This is a genomic window from Asticcacaulis sp. P4_H10 (genome assembly GCF_056400965.1).
The window spans coordinates 129,083-146,418 of the sequence record NZ_JBFUKH010000008.1; the positions used below are offsets into that span (position 1 = coordinate 129,083).

Sequence of the window (17,336 nt, forward strand, 5' to 3'; positions counted from 1 at the left end):
AACGCACAGCCTGTTCAGCCTGGACGACATGGGCGCCAACCAGCCGTCGGCGCTGGAGCAGGCGGAGCTTGACCGGCTGACCGACGAACTGATCGCGGCGTTCAAGACGATCTTCGACCCGGAAATCCCGGTCGACATCTACGAACTTGGCCTGATCTACCGCGTCGATGTGTCGGACGACCGCGAAGTGGTGGTCGACATGACCCTGACTGCGCCAGGCTGCCCCGTCGCCGGCGAAATGCCGGGCTGGGTCCACGACGCCGTCATGAAGGTCGAGGGCGTGAAAAACTGCGACGTCAACCTGCTGTTTGATCCGCCCTGGGATTCGTCGCGCATGAGCGACGAAGCCAAGCTGCAACTGAACATGTTCTGATCATGGACATTCAACCCGCCATTACCCCGCGCCCACGCCGCCCACGTCCGTCCGTGGTCTCGCTGACCGATGCCGCCGCCGAACAGGTCAAGGCCATCATGGCGCGCGCCGACAAGCCCTATGCGGGCTTGCGCGTCGGCGTGAAGCAAGGCGGCTGTGCCGGCCAGGAATACGTGCTCAGCTACGCCGAAGAAGTCGGGCCTATCGATGAGGTCGTCACCGACAAGGGCGTCACCATACTGATCGAACCCAAGGCTGTTTTGTATCTTGTCGGCACGGTCATCGACTATGAGACGAGCCAGCTGGCGTCGAAGTTCGTCTTCCAGAATCCTAATGAGACCGACGCCTGCGGCTGCGGTGAAAGTGTGACGATCAAACCGGCGGCTGCGGAGTAGGGCGATGAAAGTGGTTGGACTGGGTGTGGCGTTGTCGTTGCTTTTCACCGGTCCAGCCATCGCCCAGATTCAGCGCGAATACCTCAATACCTGGGAAAAGGACATCGGCTATGCCCAGGTCGTCCGCCATGGCGACGTCCTCTATCTCTCAGGCATAACCGCCAACGGCGCGACCGTGGCCGAGCAGATGACCGGCATCTATGGCGAAATCGGCAAGATCCTGAAAAGCCACAACCTGAGCAGCGCGGCGATCATCACCGAGACCATCTACACCCGGGACATCGAGGCAGTGAAGACAGCAATTCCCCTGCGTAAACAGTTCTACATCAACGAAGTCTATCCGGCCGCCACCTGGGTTCAGGTCGATCGATTGTTCAATCCCGACCAGCTCATTGAGATCGAAGTCACGGTCGCGCTTAAGCCGTAAGCCTGGTCAATTCACCAATACCGACTGCGTGAAGGGCGCACCGGTCGCTTCGCTGATTAGCTCCTGTGACCGCGTCTCGACTCGGTCACGCAGCCTCTCCAGAAAGGCGTCCTTGGCCATGCCTGGCGCAATCGGCGGCAGGAACTCAAGCACCGCCGTGCCGGGTGTTTTCTTATAGTGCTCTTCCTGCCAGAACAGCCCCAGATTGGTGGCCACCGGCACGACCGGCATGTCGAAATTGTTCATCATGTGCCACACGCCCGAACGATAACGGCGATAGGTGCCGGGTGCATTCAGGTGCCCTTCCGGATAGATCAGTATGCTGCGGCCATCTTTGGCGGCATCGGCGGACCGCGTCGCCAACGCCTTGCGCGCTTCGTGGCCACCGCAATTGTTGACGACGATGGCGCCGAGCTTGCTCAGCAGGGTACTCATCAGCGGAAATTTTTCGAGGTGGTCGCCGGTGACGAAGGCCAGGTCGCGAAACTGAGAGTAGATGCTGAAGCCGTCGCCCCACGAGTGATGCTTGCAGGCAAAGATCACCGGCCGGTCAGGGATGTTCTCGCGGCCACGAATCTCCAGCTTTATGCCGGCAAAGACACGCATCGCCCACACCATACGGCGCGTATAGCGATGGATGACCCAACTGACGGTCTTGCGGCCGGGCAGCAGGGTCAGGATCAAGGCCGTGAGGCTATAGACAATGGACAGGGTCCAGTAGGCGATGGCGAACAGAAAGCTGTTCATGACAAGTCCCCAAAAACGAACAAACAGACTTGAACATTGTTCAAATCTGTTTGCAAGCACTATTTAAATGGGATTGTTCAGGCGGCGCTGGAGTCGGGGATCGCGCTGCCGGTCGCCAAGGTGACCTTGTTTCGGCCAGCGTTTTTCGACTGGTAGAGGGCCTTGTCGGCGCGGTCGAGCAGGTCGAAGGCGTCTTCGCCGTATTCCCGCTGAGCGATGCCGGCCGACACCGTGACCGTACCCAGGTCTTCGTTGGTCGAGCGGCGCTTCAGGACGCGTGAGGCGATTTCCTGGCGGGCTTCGTTGAGGATGCGTTCAACGGCCAATGCGGTCTCGCCCGGGAAGAGCAGGCCGAATTCTTCACCGCCGTAGCGGGCAGCCAGGCGCGGGGCGCGGCCGATACGGGCCAGGACGCTGGCGACATAACGCAGGACCTGGTCACCGGTCTGGTGGCCCCAGGTGTCGTTGAAGCGCTTGAAATGGTCGATGTCGAGGACGGCGAGGGTCAGCGGCGCGCTGTCGTCATCACTGTCGCAGTGGGCGTCGAGCGCTTCGTCGAATGACTTGCGGTTGGCAAGGTTGGTCAGCGCATCCGTCATGGCTTCCATGCGGACCTGGTCGAGGTGCTTGCGCAGGCGATTGACTTCGCGCGACGAGTCGACAAGGCGCGACTCGAATTCGACGTGGTGGGTAAGGACCTGGTTGGTCGCCTCGGTCAGGCTCTGCACAAGCCCCTGCAGGGCAGCGGCGTCGACCGCGCTCATGGTGCGCTTGGCGCCTTCCAGCGTATCGCTATAGGTCTTTTGTGTCTTCTGGGCTTCGGCGATGATCTCGGTGATCGAGGTCAGTTCACGCGTCAGCTTCAGGCCAGCATCGCGGACTTCGTCATTGAGCTTCAGGCGCGCGATAAACTTGCTGGCCAGGCTTTCGGACACGTCTTCAGTGATTTGCTCGCCGGCCTTGACGAGGCGATAGATTTCCTGGGCGAGGGCGGATTCCGGGTCACCGGCGACATAGAGCCAGAGTTCATAGTTCAACGGTGTCGGCCAGACACCGTGTTCCTGCATCAGTCGCAACGCCTCATTCGCCAATGCGTAGGCGTTGGGGCTTCTTACGCTGATCTCTATGTCGTTATTCATTGAGCGTCCTCTGCGTACGCGGAGAATCAGTCGCCGATTCTCTTTGTGACGGAGGCACTCTAACGAAACTTCTCTGACAGGCGGTTAACGCCGTAAATAATTTCGACTCAAACCTTTACCTGGGCAGACCGCAGCATGAAGGCCGGCATGTGGTCGCCGAACGGGGCCCCGGTTTCGGGCTCCCGCTCCGAACGCCGCTGATTTCCACCGCGTTCCGCATCGCGTTCGGGACGCTTCGGGCTGCTGCGGGCAGGTTCGGCTTCACGCTCGGGGCGCTTCGGGCTCCTGCTCCGGGCGGGCTTTTCAGCCTTGACGGGGGTTTCGGCGATGTCCTCAGTCACCACAGTTTCAGGCTGGATAATCGGTTGAGTGGAGGCCTGCGGGCTGTCTTCCGTCCGGCGCGGCTTGCGGTCGCGTTCACGCCCGCGGTCCTTGTCGCGCTCGCGGCCCCGATCCTTATCGCGCCCTTTGGCGCCGCCACGTGCCGGGCGTTCGCTGCGCGGCGCGTCATCCAGAGCGGCGTAATCGACCTCAAGATCGAGCACAGCCGGCTCTTTCTTGATCAGCTTGATCACCTTGTCGTAGTTCTTTTCGTCGGCGACCGACAGCAGCAGATAGGCTTCGCCCGAACGCCCGGCGCGACCGGTCCGGCCGATGCGGTGGACATAATCGTCGGCGTGGTGCGGGACGTCGAAATTGAAGACGTGACCGACGGCGGGAATATCAAGACCGCGCGCGGCGACGTCGGACGCCACCAGCAGCTTCAACTGACCGCCGCGGAAGGCGTCGAGCGTCTTCGTACGCAGCGCCTGGTCGAGGTCGCCGTGGATCGGGGCCGCGTCAAAGCCGTACTTGGCCAACGACTTGGCGACGATATCGACGTCGGTCTTCTTGTTGCAGAAGACGATGCCGTTCGTAATGTCGAGCGTTGAGATCAGGGCGCGCAGGGCGATCCGCTTGGCGCGGACGTCGCGATGCGGGACCTTCAGCACATACTGGGTGATGTTCTCGTTGGTCGAAGCCGGACGCGAGACTTCGATACGCACCGGGTTCTTGAGGAACTGGTTAGTGAGGCGCGTAATTTCCGGCGGCATGGTCGCCGAGAAGAAGAGGGTCTGGCGCGTCGGCGGGGTCAGCTTGAAGATGCGCTCGATGTCGGGAATAAAGCCCATGTCGAGCATACGGTCGGCTTCGTCGACGACCATGATCTGGACGCCGTTGAGCATGACCTTGGAACGTTCGAACAGGTCGAGCAGGCGGCCCGGCGTGCAGATCAGCACGTCGACACCCTTGTCGAGCTTGGAGACCTGGTCGGCCATCGACACGCCGCCGATCAGCAGCGCCCAGTTCAGCTTGTGGAACTTGGCGTATTTCTCAAAGGCTTCGGCGACCTGGTCGGCCAGTTCGCGGGTTGGCGCCAGGACAATGGCGCGCGGCATGCGGGCGCGCGAACGGCCGGCAGCCAGCCGTTCGATCATCGGCAGGGTGAAGGCGGCAGTCTTGCCGGTGCCGGTCTGGGCGATCCCCAATACGTCAAGCCCGGTGAGGGCGACGGGGATGGCCTGTTCCTGGATGGCGGTCGGCGTATCGTAGCCGGTTTCGGCTATGGCCTTGAGGACCTGTTCGCCCAGGCCGAGGTCGCTAAACTTTGTCATGGGCGTCCATTGCTACTTTGCGGGCCGGTAGTCAATGATGTAACGGAGTTTGAGGCCTGTCGCCCCAAGTCTTTCTTCAATTCTTCCTGTATTTGAGGCCTGAAAGCCTCAAATACAGGAAGAATTTATAAGGTTATGGAGCCCCAAGAACGTCCTTGGCCCCGAACCCCGTTACAGATCGAGGTCTTCCGCCGCAAACTCGGCATGATCCTGAATATAGCGGAATCGCAGTTCAGGCTTGCGGCCCATCAGCGTCTCCACCAGGTTTTCGATATCTTCTTCTTCATGAGGCAGGGTGACACGCGCCAGGGTCCGGGTCTTCGGATCCATGGTTGTCTCTTTCAATTGGGCGGGCATCATCTCACCCAGGCCCTTGAAGCGGCCGATTTCCGGCTTCTTGCCCTTGAAATGCTTGGCGATAATCGCTGCGCGGTGCGCGTCGTCCTTAGCGTAATGCACGTCCTTGCCGTGGCTGATCCGATACAGTGGCGGCATGGCCAGATACAGGTTTCCGTTGCGGATCATGCCCGGCATCTGCCGGTAGAAATAGGTGATCAGCAGTGAAGCGATGTGCGCGCCATCGACGTCGGCGTCGGTCATGATGATGATGCGCTCATAGCGCAAATCGTCTTCCTTGAACCGCGCACCGGGCTGCACGCCCAAGGCCAGGCCAAGATCCGACAGTTCGGCATTCTGCTTGAGCTTGTCCACGGTCGCAGACGCCACGTTCAGAATCTTGCCGCGCAGGGGCAGGATGGCCTGGGTGTTGCGGTTGCGGCCCTGCTTGGCGGAACCGCCGGCCGAATCGCCTTCGACGATGAACAGCTCGGTGCCGACGGCATCCTGACGCGCGCAGTCGGCCAGCTTGCCCGGCAGGCGCAGCTTGCGCGTCGCCGAGGCGCGCTGGACTTCCTTGTCCTTGCGCTTCTTCAGACGCTCCTCGGCCTTTTCGACCACGAACTGCAACAGGCGCTCGGCCTGCTTGGGCGAACCGGTCAGCCAATGGTCGAACGGGTCAGCCAGCGCTTTTTCGACCAGCTTCTGGGCGTCAGGTGACGACAGGCGGTCCTTGGTCTGGCCCTGGAATTCCGGATTGCGGATGAAGACAGAAATAACGATACCGGCATAGGCGGCGACGTCTTCGGCAGTGATCAATGCGCCGCGCTTATCGCCGATCATTTCGGAATAACCCTTCAGCGACCGCGTCAGAGCGGCGCGCAAGCCGGCTTCATGGGTGCCGCCATCGGGCGTCGGGATGGTGTTACAGTAGGACTGAACGAAGCTGTCATGGTCGTCGAAGCCCGCCGCCGACCAGACGACGGCCCATTCGACAGCACCGGCATCATCCTTGCGCTCGACACGGCCGGAGAATATCTCCGAGACCGTCTCGCTGCCCTTGATGCGCTCCGCCAGATAGTCGGCGAGGCCGTTCGGGAAGTAGAACTTGTCCTCGGCCGGCGTCTGGTCGTGGATCTGGCTTGGGGCGCATTTCCAGAAGATCTGCACGCCGCGGAACAGGTAGGCCTTGGCCTTGGCCATACGGTAGAGGCGGGCAGGCTTGAAGTGCGACTGCGTGCCGAAAATCTCGGTATCGGGTATGAAACGCAGCTTCGAGCCGCGCTTCTTCGAGGGCTGGACCTGTTCGACCGGTCCCAGGACATGGCCGCGCGAGAAGTTCTGCTGCCATTCGAAGCCGTCGCGCCATACCGTGACTTCCAGGCTTTCCGACAAGGCGTTGACGACCGACGCGCCGACGCCGTGCAGGCCGCCCGACGTCGCATAGGCCTTGCCCGAGAACTTGCCGCCCGAGTGCAGGACCGTCATAATGACTTCTAGCGCCGACTTGCCCGGATACTTCGGGTGCGGATCGACGGGCAGACCACGGCCATCGTCGCGAACCGACACGTAACCGTCGGCGTCCAGCTCGACCCAGATAGCCTTGGCGTGGTTGGCCACGGCCTCATCCATGGCGTTGTCGAGGACTTCGGCAAACAGGTGGTGCAGCGCCTTTTCGTCGGTGCCGCCAATATACATGCCGGGACGCTTGCGGACGGGCTCAAGGCCTTCCAGAACCTCGATGCTCGACGCATCATAGGTGGTGTCGTGCGTGACCGGTTGCGGAGCAGGCATTTCGACCACTTTCGGCTTGGGTGCGGCTACGCGCGTTTCAGGACGCGCCTCAGGCGCAGGTGCAGGAACAGGGGCGACGGCTTCGGGCTCGGGGGCGCCTGTGAATAAATTGGGTTGCGCGGATTTGGAACTCATGACTCGAACATGCAGCGATTCGGGGCGGGTATATAACGCCTGATGTCAAAAGAGAACAAAAAAAGACCGCGAGCCTGTGGAAGGCTCGCGGTCAACGCTTTTAAACCTTGGTCAGGCTTAAGATTAGAAACCAACCTTCAGGGTGGCGTACAGGTTGCTCGGCAGCTTCGAAGCTTCGCTGTAGCGCAGGTCCAGCGACAGGTTGTCGGTCAGAGCATAGGTCGTGCCAAGGTTCCAGGTCGCGTAGCCGTAGGCTTCGTAGTTACCAATGGCGCCCGATACCGACAGCTTGTCGGTCAGCGGATACGAAGCGTTCACTTCGTAGTACGGATCTTCCAGGTCTTCTGCGCCGAGATACATGGCGGCGCCGATCGTGCCCTTGCCCATCGAGTGGCTGACAGCTGCCTTCAGTTCACCGAAGTTATAGTCGCAGGTGTCGCATTCGTTCGGGTACATGTAGTGAATGTAGCCGAAATCGAAGTTCCAGTCACCGACCGACGGTGCCAGGCCCATATAGAGGTCGAGCTCCGTCGAGGTGTCATCGCCGAAGTCGACATTCGAACCCCAGGCGCCGGCATAGAAGATGCCCTTCTTATAGTCGACACCGCCCTGAACGGCAGCGCCGTTGTCGGTTTGGGTGACGCCGCGCCAGACGTAGTTGTTGGTCGCGCCGATGTTGAAGCTTACAGCGCCGGCGTCCTGCGCCATGGCGGCCGAGCCTGCGAAAAGCGCGCTGATGGCAACAGCGGCGACAAGAAGTGTCTTTTTCATGGTCTGTAGATCCCAGTTCAAAGGTTGAAGCCGACGCGTTTAATTGATTGGCGGCTGTTATTCTTAGGAGTTAAAGAGTTTGGTGAACCCGAAAAACAATCTAGCAAGTTTTTAGCACGCGCACAGTCCCCTATGGTCGTTTAAGCACGCCTTGATGTAAAATTGTCACAAACAGCGCCCCCTCTCCAGGGGTAAAAAATGTGTTAAAATACAGACGAATGCGTTAAAATCCAAACATATGAAATTAATCCATAACTCTTTGTATGATTTGCTGCACCGCAAAAGAACCGCACCCAGGTAAACGGGACGTGCCAGTCCGAATCCGGGGAAACGAACCGGCGCGCACGCGAATCATAAATCAGAAGAGAGCCTTGAGCATTACAGCCAGGCGCGGCTTGGACGGTTTGATGACCTCGGGAATATTTGTATCCGAGAAGCGGGCATCGACGCTGAGCTTCGGCGTGATCGCATAGGTCAGGCCGATATTGCCAGTGGAATATTTAGCCCCGCCAGCGTCTTGTTCACCCAGGGCGCCCGACACGCTGAGCTTGTCGCTCAAGGGATATGAGGCGTTGATTTCGTAATAGGTCGTGTCGTCGAAATCGAGATTGTAGTAGTAGGCGGCGCCGATCGTACCCTTGTAGAGCGGATAGCTGACGGCGGCCTTGGCCTCGGTGGAGTCGAGCGCTTCGTCACCGTACTGATAGGAGACAACGCCCAGATCAAAGGTGAAGTCGCCGGCCACAGGCTTCACGCCGAGATAGAGGTCGACTTCGTAGTCGGCGAAATCGACGTTCGACGCCCAGCCGCCCGCGTAGAAAATACCGTTGGAATAGTCGACGCCGCCTTGCACAGCCGCGCCGCCATCGGTCTGGGTGATGCCGCGAAACACATAGTCACTGGTCACGCCGATGTTGTAGCTGAATGCGCCTTCGGCGGATGCCGAACCAGCAATGGCCAGGGCCGCGAGCGCCGACGCGGCGAACAGAATGCTCTTCATATTTTATAGTCCTCAGAAGGTTGTGCCAACCTCTCCGAGGCGTTTCCCCATGCGCTTATTAGCCCCGCGCAAGTCATAGATTACAATTTTACGACAAGGTACGCAAATGCAATGGATACAAAACAACAAACTGTGTCATTAACTCAACACAACATGCAACAAGGGCGCACCTAATACTTGGGAAATAAAAAACGGGACGCCCTTTCGAGCGCCCCGCTTAACTTAATACTCATAGTGACCGAGTAATTAGTGATCCATGACTTCATCGTGTTGCGACGAGTCCAGACCGGCCAATTCATCTTCTTCCGAAACGCGCAGTCCAGTGGTGAACTTGCAGACCAGAAGGATGAGGAAGGTACCAACGGCGGACCAGGCGATGGTGACACCGAGACCGACGAGTTGGCTCGTGACATTTGCACCTTCGGCCAGCGAGTTGATCGCGGGGTCGGCGAAGACGCCCGTCAGGATCGCGCCCATGATACCGCCGGCGCCGTGGATGCCGAAGGCGTCCAGGGAGTCGTCGTAGCCAAGCAGTTTCTTGATCCAGGTGGCCGAGAAGTAGCAGACCGGACCAGCAGCCGCGCCGATGATCATGGCCGACATCGGGGTCACAAAGCCGCAGGCCGGGGTGATGGCGACCAGGCCGGCGATCAGGCCGGACAGGATACCGATCAGCGAAGGCTTGCCACGGAAGATCCACTCAACGACCTTCCAGGTCAGGCCGGCAGCGCAGGTGGCCAGCAGGGTGTTCAGCAGGGCAACCGAACCGACAGCGTCACCCGCCCATTCGGAGCCGGCGTTGAAGCCGATCCAGCCGACGAACAGCAGCGAAGCGCCGATGAGCACGAAGATCGGGTTGTTGGCCGTCATGGCTTCGGTGCCGTAGCCCTTGCGGCGGCCCAGGAACAGGGCAGCGACCAGGCCGGCGACGCCGGAGTTGGTGTGAACGACCGCGCCACCGGCGAAGTCCTTGACATTCATGCCGCCCAGGAAACCGCCACCCCAGACCATGTGACAGATCGGTGCGTACACGAGGATCGACCACAGGGCCATGAACAGGATCAGGCCCGAGAATTTGACGCGTTCAGCGAAGGCACCGGTGATCAGGGCCGGCGTGATGATCGCGAACGTCATCTGATATGCGATCCAGGTGTATTCCGGCACGCCCGCAGTGGCCATATAGGCGGTCAGCGGCGTGACGTGGTTCAGGAATACAGTGTCGAAACCGCCGAACCACTTGTTGAGCTCCGCAGCCGGAATGCCGAACATGTCGGCCGAAACCGTACCGAAGGCGATCGAGTAGCCGGCGAGCCACCAAAGAACGGCGGAAACGCAGGTCACCGAGACCGACTGGGTCACGGTCGCGACCACGTTCTTGCGACGCACCATGCCGCCGTAGAACAGGGCCAGGCCCGGAAGGGTCATCATCAGGACCATGGCGGTCGAGAAGATCAGGAAGGTGGTGTCGGACTTGTCCAACGCCAGTTCCTTTTGCGACGCCAGGAGCGCGGGAGCAGGAGCGGCGGCAGCTTCAGGCGCCGCCGCCGATTCGACTGCGGCCGGAGCGGACGCGTCGACCGAAGCCTCGGCGGACGCAGGCGCGTCCTGAGCCAGGGCCACGCCAGCGGCCGGGGCCGTCAGCATGAGAGCGGCGGTGATCGCCACGGCTCTCGAAAGTTTAGTCCACGTCTTCAAAGTATCCCCCTTTGGGTTAAGTGGATTGTTGCACCCGCTCACAGTGCCGTGACTATGAAAGCGCGCAACTGAATAATCCGGTTAATCAGGGATGAAGGGGGAGGGCAGCGCCATTTGCGTCATTTATGTGTCAAAAAGCGTCTAAACCATAGCAAAGACTGGCAATTTTAATCAGTATCCATGGAAACTATATTTGTATCACAAGAAACTATAAATTGTATTATAATTTATACAAATCCGAATGCTGCATCGCAAAATGAAACAGGCCGCCCGGTAAGGGGCGGCCTGTCGCAAATCTTCAGTGCGGATAGCGATTCCTGAACGAAATCACCACGCATTAGCCTGACGCATTTCCGACGGCGAACCGCTGGAAATGCCCGGCATTAGCACTTGTAGTACATTTCGAATTCGACCGGGTGCGGACGCAGTTCGAGGTTCATGACTTCTTCCATCTTCAGTTCGATGTAGGAGTCGATGAAATCGTCGTCCATGACGCCGCCCTTTTTCAGGAAGGCGCGGTCCTTGTCGAGGTTTTCCAGGGCTTCACGCAGCGAACCGCAGACTTCCGGAATGTTCTTCTGCTCTTGGGGCGGAAGATCGTACAGGTTCTTGTCGGCCGGTGCGCCCGGATCGATGCGGTTCTCGATACCGTCGAGACCAGCCATCAGCAGGGCGGTGAAGGTCAGGTATGGGTTGCCCATCGGGTCCGGGAAGCGGGCTTCCAGGCGCTTGCCCTTCGGCGACGACACCCACGGAATACGGATCGAGGCGGAACGGTTGCGAGCCGAGTAGGCCAGCTTGACAGGGGCTTCATAACCCGGGACCAGACGCTTGTAGGAGTTGGTCGTCGAGTTCGAGAAGGCGTTGATCGCCTTGGCGTGCTTGATGATGCCGCCGATGTACCACAGGCACAGGTCGGACAAGCCGGCATACTTGTCGCCAGCGAACAGAGGCTTGCCGTTCTTCCAGATCGACTGGTGGACGTGCATGCCCGAACCGTTGTCGCCATACATCGGCTTGGCCATGAAGGTGACGGTCTTGCCGTAGGCGTGGGCGACATTCTGCACGACATACTTGTAGAGCTGCGTGCGATCGGCCATGGTCAGCATGTCCGAGAACTTCAAACCCAGCTCGTGCTGAGCCGGCGCCACTTCGTGGTGGTGCTTTTCCGGTTCCATGCCCAGTTCGCCCATGACGGAGAGCATTTCGCCGCGCAGGTCCTGAGCCGAGTCGATCGGGTTGACGGGGAAGTAGCCGCCCTTGGGTCCCGGACGGTGGCCCATATTGCCTTCCGCATAGACCTTGGCCGAATTGTGCGGCAGTTCGGTCGAGTCGAAAGCGTAACCGGTGTTGTCCGGCGCGATCGACCAGCGAACGTCGTCGAACATGAAGAATTCGGCTTCAGGGCCGAAATAGACGGTGTCGCCGACACCGGCCGACTGCGTGTAGGCCAGGGCCTTCTTGGCGATCGAGCGCGGGTCGCGGTTATACGGCTCGTTGGTGTCCGGGTTCACGACGTCGCAGAACATGAACAGGGTCGTCTGCTGGTAGAACGGATCGATATAGGCCGTCTTCAGGTCCGGACGCAGCTTCATGTCCGACTCGTTGATGGCCTTCCAGCCGGCGATCGACGAACCGTCGAACATGGTGCCGTCGTTCAGGAATTCTTCGTCGACCAGGTCGATGTCGAAGGTTACGTGCTGAAGCTTGCCGCGCACGTCGGAAAAGCGCACGTCAACATACTTGACGTCCTTTTCCTTGATGAGCTTGAGAATGTCTGCTGCTGTCATATGAGACGCCCCATGTACCATTTTTGTTATCTGGAAAGCTGGCCGCTGGCTTAAACCGCCTGCGGGCCCGACTCTCCGGTTCGGATGCGAACGACGTCTTGCACGTCGCTCACGAAGATCTTGCCGTCACCGATCTTACCTGTACGCGCCGCGGTCTGGATTGCCTCCAGGGCGGCAGGTGCGAGGTCGTCGGCCACGACCAGTTCGATTTTGATTTTCGGGAGAAAATCAACGACATATTCCGCGCCGCGATACAGCTCGGAATGTCCTTTCTGGCGGCCGTAGCCCTTGGCCTCCAGCACGGTCATGCCTTGAACCCCGATTTCCTGAAGGGCTTCCTTCACTTCGTCGAGCTTGAAGGGCTTGATGACGGCTTCGATTTTTTTCATGAGCAATCCATAAAACTTAGACCGTTCAGCGTCGTAAAATGTTTGCATTGCGCAAGATTGCAAGCCGTTTCACAGGGCTTGATCTCACATGGCTGTAACGATTAATTACGATGCGTGAACGCGCGGACGGGCTGCGTGTAGCCCCAAACCTTGGACAAGGACAGAAGAAAATGCGTTTTAGCGCAGATTCGCCGCGCATAAAGGGAAAATTAACTACGCCCTGCATTTCCCTTGAGTCGCCGCGAGATCTTTCGCGCCGGGATTTTGCCGCAGCGCAAGATATCGGGACCGGCGTGGCGATCCGGCTTGACGCACGGACGCGTTTGCTTCATGACCGCGCCCTCGGGTGCTGACGCACCCGGTATGGACCTGCGGATGTGGCGGAACTGGTAGACGCACTGGGTTTAGGTTCCAGCGCTGCAAGGCGTGGAGGTTCGAGTCCTCTCATCCGCACCATTATTTCGCTCACGGCTATCGCGCTTCGCGCGCGCCTCCGCGAGGGCGGCGAACGATCGCCGACGCCCAGTCGGGCGCTGTGGGCGCCCCACTTCCTCCCTTGCCGTTATTGACATGGCACTTTGTTGCCTGTGTGATAGCGTCCGGAAGACGGATGCCCTCCATGCCCGTCTCCTTATCCGGCAGCACCTTTTGCGATCGCATGCTGACACGTCCTGGCAGTCACCAGGCGGTTTTTTGTCCGGCAGCGCAATCCTGATCAAGCGGCGGGGCGTGCAGTCCGTCAGGATCGTAGCCGCAAGTGAAGGCAGATCATGAATTCCTCCCATCCCGCCGGTCGCGCCGTCTGGTTCATCGAAAACCATTTCGACAAGGATCTGACGCTCGACGATATCGCCGCCGCCGCCGGTGTCAGCCGCTTCCATATGGCGCGTGTCTTCGATGCGCGCATGGGGATGAGCGTCATGGCCTATGTCCGTGCCCGGCGATTGACCGTTGCCGCGCACCGAGTGGTCCAGGGCGCACCGGAGATTCTCCCGGTAGCGCTGGACGCGGGCTATGGATCGCATGAGGCCTTCACGCGCGCCTTCCGCGACCGCTTCGGTATCACACCCGAAGCCGCGAGGGAGGGAATATCTTTTGACAACAGCGCTTTACAGGAGCCTTTTATCATGGACTTGCAACCGATCGATACCCAAAGCCCGCACGAAATACGCCCAGGCCGGCCCTTGCGCGTGGCCGGCCTGACCGGCCGCTACACGGCGGAACAGACGGCCAATATTCCATCGCAATGGCAGAAATTCGGGCCTTGGCTCGGCAATATCGACGGCCAGACCGGCGAAGCCGACACCACCTACGGCGTCTGCTACAATGCGAACGATGAAGGCATCGACTATCTGTGTGGTGTCGAGGTCGGCCCAGGCGCCAACCTGCCTGCGGAATTCGCTACGCTCGACATCGCCGCCCAGACCTATGCGGTTTTTCCGCACACCGGTCACATCTCGACCATACGCAGCACATGGGATACCTTGTGGAACAAGTGGCTGCCACAATCCGGTCTGAGCCTTCTACCCGAGCCTTTCTTCGAGAAATACGGCCCGTCGTTCGACGGCGTGACGGGCGAGGGCGGCCTGGAAATCTGGATACCGATCAAGGCCTAAAGTCCAACCTCTAAACCGATGAAGACGGCCAACAACCTTACCTGAGGCTGATCCAACGCATCGGCGCCGCGTAAAAAAGTCATTGCGCGGCGCCGCTTGCCGGGGAATAGTCGCAGCCGGAACGATCCTGGTGAGTTGGGGCCCTACATGAAAAGCCGTCTGGCGCTGTTTATTCTTCTGGCCATGGTGCTGGGCGTTGCCGCCGGCTGGGCGACCAATCAATATCTCGACGCGAAGACCGCCGCCGGCTTTATCACCGGATACGGCCTGCTGACCAAGATATTCATCACCATGATCAAGATGATCATTGCGCCCCTGGTTCTGTTTACCCTGATCGCCGGCATCGGCCACATGGAAGACGCCGCCGCCGTCGGACGCGTCGGCGCCAAGGCGCTCGGCTGGTTCATCCTGATGTCGGTCGTCTCGCTGGTGCTGGGCATGTTGATGGTCGAATGGCTGCAACCCGGTGTCGGCATGAACCTCCAGGTCGCCGGTGATCCCGTCGCCGTGCCCAATACCGACAATTTCACGCTCGTAAAGTTCATCGAGCACCTGATCCCGTCGTCGATCGTCAAGGCGATGGCGGATAATGAAATCCTGCAGATCGTCGTCTTCGCGGTCTTTGTCGGCACGGCCGTCGCCATGCTGGACGACAAGGCGCCCCAGGTCATGGTCCTTGTCGAACAGGCCGCCAGCATCATGCTTAAGGTCACCGAGATCGTCATGCTGTTCGCGCCGTTCGCCATTTTTGGGGCCCTGGCCAAGGTCGTGGCCGAGCAAGGGCTGCCGATCCTGATCACCTACGCCAAGTTCATGGGCGGCTTCTACGCCTCGATGGGAATCCTGTGGGTCATCCTGATCGCCATGGCCTTCCTGTTCATCGGCGCGCGCACCGTGAAGCTGCTGGGCGTTATCCGTGAGCCAGCGCTCCTGGCCTTCTCGACAGCCAGCTCCGAAGCCGCGTACCCGAAGCTGCTGGCCGGCCTGCCGACCATCGGCGTTTCGCGCAAGATCACCTCCTTCGTCCTGCCGCTCGGCTATTCGTTCAATCTCGACGGCTCGATGCTCTATTGCACCTTCGCGACCCTGTTCATCGCCCAGGCACACGGCATTCACTTCGATATGACGCAGAAGATCATGATGCTCTTCCTGCTGCTGATTACGTCGAAAGGGATCGCCGGCGTGCCGCGCGCCTCGCTGGTCGTCATCATGGCGACCCTGACCTATTTTGGCCTGCCCGCCGAATGGATCGCCGTGGTGCTTGGGGTCGATGCGCTGCTTGACATGGGCCGGTCAGCGACCAATGTCGTCGGCAATTCGGTCGCTGCCGCTGTCGTTGCCAAATGGGAAAACGCGCTCGACAAGGACGAGATGCCTGTTAAGGCGCCAGGCCTGTGACAAAGAGGCTGGTCACCTCAGACGACTCGATAAGAAAAAATCTTCTCAAAACAATTGGCCTGTTTCTGAAGTACATTCTGCTCACCGTCGCTGCCGGCTTTTTGCTCGCTGTGGTAGTGTACGTGTTGAATGAGACAAAAACTGTCTCGGAATTCGCATGCCTATGGCTCGCATCCAGCCTGCTGATGGCCGCCGCGACGACGCTGGCGGTATTTCGGTATTTCGGCTTTCGATTTGGAGCAATGTTTGTCGTCGTACAGGGCGCTGCATATTCGCTTTGGTTCTATTTCTTGCCTGACATTATCGATACCTATGTCGCCAACGAGCCTGCATTCTTGAGATGGTGGCACACGTAGCTATTTGTTCGCCAACTCCAACAGCACATCGCCGTGACAAGCCCCGTCCAGCGGACACCAGCACGCCAGATTTTTGTCGCGCAAGGCACTGAGGGCCGGCGCATTGCCGGCTTCGGCCCATGTCCGATACGCCTCAACAGCAACTGTTGAAGCTTCAGCCTTTGACGCAAGCCCCGAGCGAGCGAACTCAGGGCCCGTGATAACCCACCCTGCGTCGGCTTCGGACACCTCAAACGGATTGCCATAGCGCGTCGTTCGGTCGATCTTGACCGTATTCTCCGGCATCCGCCAGCCCTTGCTGCGTTTCAGCTGTATCCGTTCGGGAGCACTCATTCAGGCGCATCCACACCCGTCTTGGCAACCGAGGCAAGCAGCGGGAACGGGCGGTTCGACAGGGCAGGGCCGCCATCGCGCGCCAGCCAGTCCGTCGCCGTCATCCGCCAGGTCTCGCCGTCGCGCCACACCTTGGCGCGGAAGAAAACCGTGTCGCTTTCATCGGGATTGACGGTGTTAGGGTGCTCGCTGCGCCAGCAGTCGGCGGTCAGTCCGTCGTCGCTCTGCCATTGGATATTTTTGCACCCTGCCGGAAACTCGGCGCGGCGTTCGGTGTTCGGCCATTGCGTTATAATAAAGGCCCCGCGCGCCTTGGTTACCGTCGAATCGGTCGTGGCCAGGAAGCGACCGTTCGGCGAGGCGGCAATATCGCCCACGACGTTGTACTTGCCGCTATTGGGCAGGACCAGATAGCGGTTGGTCGTGGTGCCGAAATGGCAAGCAATCAGCGCGACTGGCTCCAATGCACCTGTGTCCGGATCGCGCATCGAAAGGGCGCGCTCAACGATATAGCGGTCGCACCCTTCGGGGTTGTCGGTATAGGTGACCAGAGGTTCGCCACCGTAGTTAAGGACCAGTTCCGGACCGTTGCGAACGCCGAGCCTTGGGTGGTCCTTCAGAATTTGCATTTCCTGCGTCTTGGCCGCGACCTCCTGCGGCGTGCCTATAAAGGCGTTCGGATTGATATCGCTGTGCGCCAGAGGCGGCGGGGGCGTAGGCTCTTCGGCCGTACAGGCAGTAAGCAGGACAATGAAAAATGGCAGAACACGAACGATGCGCAACGCTGAACCTCGAGATCGACAGGTCAAGAGGCTAGGTCGCGTTCGGATAAAAAAGCCATTCGCGATATGTTGAAGCGCATAACCCCCTGAAAAAGCCGTTCTGCCCGACTTATCCCACGCTTTGCCGTTGACCTGCTCCGCAATCGTGCCATAAGGAGCGCTTCTTTGCGGACAGGGCATCCCTGTGCGCCCGTTTGACGTTTTT

At 59.6% G+C, this 17,336-nt stretch carries 17 protein-coding genes and 1 tRNA gene; 7 read left to right on the top strand and 11 right to left on the bottom strand.

Translation table 11 applies throughout. From position 1 onward, the window contains the following. The first annotated feature begins 28 nt into the window (after nt 1-28). From AC1DON_RS15285 to AC1DON_RS15295, 3 genes are read left to right on the top strand one after another with little or no spacing between them, the layout of a single operon-like run. A complete protein-coding gene (locus tag AC1DON_RS15285; protein ID WP_476935869.1) occupies nt 29-373 on the top strand; it encodes an SUF system Fe-S cluster assembly protein in 345 nt (114 codons plus the stop codon). Between the two features lie 2 nt (nt 374-375). After that, nucleotides 376-768 carry a HesB/IscA family protein gene (locus AC1DON_RS15290; RefSeq protein ID WP_476935680.1) on the top strand — a complete coding sequence of 131 codons (393 nt, stop codon included), beginning with the start codon at nt 376-378 and terminating at the stop codon, nt 766-768. A gap of 4 nt (nt 769-772) precedes the next feature. Further along, on the top strand, nt 773-1,195 hold the full coding sequence (locus AC1DON_RS15295) for a RidA family protein (RefSeq protein ID WP_476935681.1): 423 nt from the start codon (nt 773-775) through the stop codon (nt 1,193-1,195). A gap of 6 nt (nt 1,196-1,201) precedes the next feature. On the opposite strand, the gene AC1DON_RS15300 is transcribed toward AC1DON_RS15295, so the two are convergent. The 9 genes from AC1DON_RS15300 to AC1DON_RS15340 form a co-directional block, all read right to left on the bottom strand. Then, entirely contained in the window at nt 1,202-1,942 is a 741-nt protein-coding gene (locus AC1DON_RS15300) for a lysophospholipid acyltransferase family protein (RefSeq protein WP_476935682.1), read from the bottom strand. 77 nt (nt 1,943-2,019) lie between these two features. Next, on the bottom strand, nt 2,020-3,081 hold the full coding sequence (locus AC1DON_RS15305) for a GGDEF domain-containing protein (RefSeq protein WP_476935683.1): 1,062 nt from the start codon (nt 3,079-3,081) through the stop codon (nt 2,020-2,022). A gap of 107 nt (nt 3,082-3,188) precedes the next feature. Beyond that, nucleotides 3,189-4,736 carry a DEAD/DEAH box helicase gene (locus AC1DON_RS15310; RefSeq protein ID WP_476935684.1) on the bottom strand — a complete coding sequence of 516 codons (1,548 nt, stop codon included), beginning with the start codon at nt 4,734-4,736 and terminating at the stop codon, nt 3,189-3,191. Nucleotides 4,737-4,907: 171 nt separating this feature from the next. After that, nucleotides 4,908-7,001 (bottom strand): DNA topoisomerase IV subunit B, encoded by a 2,094-nt coding sequence (parE, locus tag AC1DON_RS15315; RefSeq protein ID WP_476935685.1) that lies wholly within the window; start codon nt 6,999-7,001, stop codon nt 4,908-4,910. Nucleotides 7,002-7,124: 123 nt separating this feature from the next. Next, nucleotides 7,125-7,772 carry a TorF family putative porin gene (locus AC1DON_RS15320; RefSeq protein ID WP_476935686.1) on the bottom strand — a complete coding sequence of 216 codons (648 nt, stop codon included), beginning with the start codon at nt 7,770-7,772 and terminating at the stop codon, nt 7,125-7,127. Nucleotides 7,773-8,130: 358 nt separating this feature from the next. Then, on the bottom strand, nt 8,131-8,772 hold the full coding sequence (locus AC1DON_RS15325; protein ID WP_476935687.1) for a TorF family putative porin: 642 nt from the start codon (nt 8,770-8,772) through the stop codon (nt 8,131-8,133). 246 nt (nt 8,773-9,018) lie between these two features. Beyond that, complete coding sequence (locus AC1DON_RS15330; RefSeq protein ID WP_476935870.1) at nt 9,019-10,416, bottom strand: ammonium transporter; 1,398 nt, start codon at nt 10,414-10,416, stop codon at nt 9,019-9,021. 434 nt (nt 10,417-10,850) lie between these two features. Next, entirely contained in the window at nt 10,851-12,257 is a 1,407-nt protein-coding gene (gene glnA, locus AC1DON_RS15335) for a type I glutamate--ammonia ligase (RefSeq protein ID WP_476935688.1), read from the bottom strand. A gap of 50 nt (nt 12,258-12,307) precedes the next feature. Further along, nucleotides 12,308-12,646, bottom strand: a complete 339-nt coding sequence (locus AC1DON_RS15340) for a P-II family nitrogen regulator (protein WP_006274230.1) — start codon at nt 12,644-12,646, stop codon at nt 12,308-12,310. A 371-nt stretch (nt 12,647-13,017) separates the two neighbouring features. On the opposite strand from AC1DON_RS15340, the gene AC1DON_RS15345 reads away from it, so the two are divergent. The 4 genes from AC1DON_RS15345 to AC1DON_RS15360 all read left to right on the top strand — a co-directional run bounded on the left by AC1DON_RS15345 (nt 13,018) and on the right by AC1DON_RS15360 (nt 16,016). Next, nucleotides 13,018-13,102, top strand: a tRNA-Leu gene (locus AC1DON_RS15345). Nucleotides 13,103-13,416: 314 nt separating this feature from the next. Continuing rightward, complete coding sequence (locus AC1DON_RS15350) at nt 13,417-14,262, top strand: AraC family transcriptional regulator (protein ID WP_476935689.1); 846 nt, start codon at nt 13,417-13,419, stop codon at nt 14,260-14,262. Nucleotides 14,263-14,409: 147 nt separating this feature from the next. Further along, nucleotides 14,410-15,660, top strand: a complete 1,251-nt coding sequence (locus tag AC1DON_RS15355) for a dicarboxylate/amino acid:cation symporter (protein ID WP_476935690.1) — start codon at nt 14,410-14,412, stop codon at nt 15,658-15,660. Continuing rightward, nucleotides 15,657-16,016, top strand: coding sequence for a hypothetical protein (locus AC1DON_RS15360; protein WP_476935691.1), 360 nt, complete (start codon nt 15,657-15,659; stop codon nt 16,014-16,016). The genes AC1DON_RS15355 and AC1DON_RS15360 overlap by 4 nt, the downstream gene beginning before the upstream one ends. Here the strand turns inward: AC1DON_RS15360 and AC1DON_RS15365 are convergent, their stop codons facing one another. Both AC1DON_RS15365 and AC1DON_RS15370 read right to left on the bottom strand, forming a co-directional pair. After that, nucleotides 16,017-16,349 (bottom strand): DUF4326 domain-containing protein, encoded by a 333-nt coding sequence (locus AC1DON_RS15365; protein ID WP_476935692.1) that lies wholly within the window; start codon nt 16,347-16,349, stop codon nt 16,017-16,019. It abuts the gene before it with no gap. Next, entirely contained in the window at nt 16,346-17,131 is a 786-nt protein-coding gene (locus AC1DON_RS15370) for a hypothetical protein (protein WP_476935693.1), read from the bottom strand. Before AC1DON_RS15370 ends, AC1DON_RS15365 begins: the two co-directional genes overlap by 4 nt. Between the last annotated feature and the right edge of the window lie 205 nt (nt 17,132-17,336).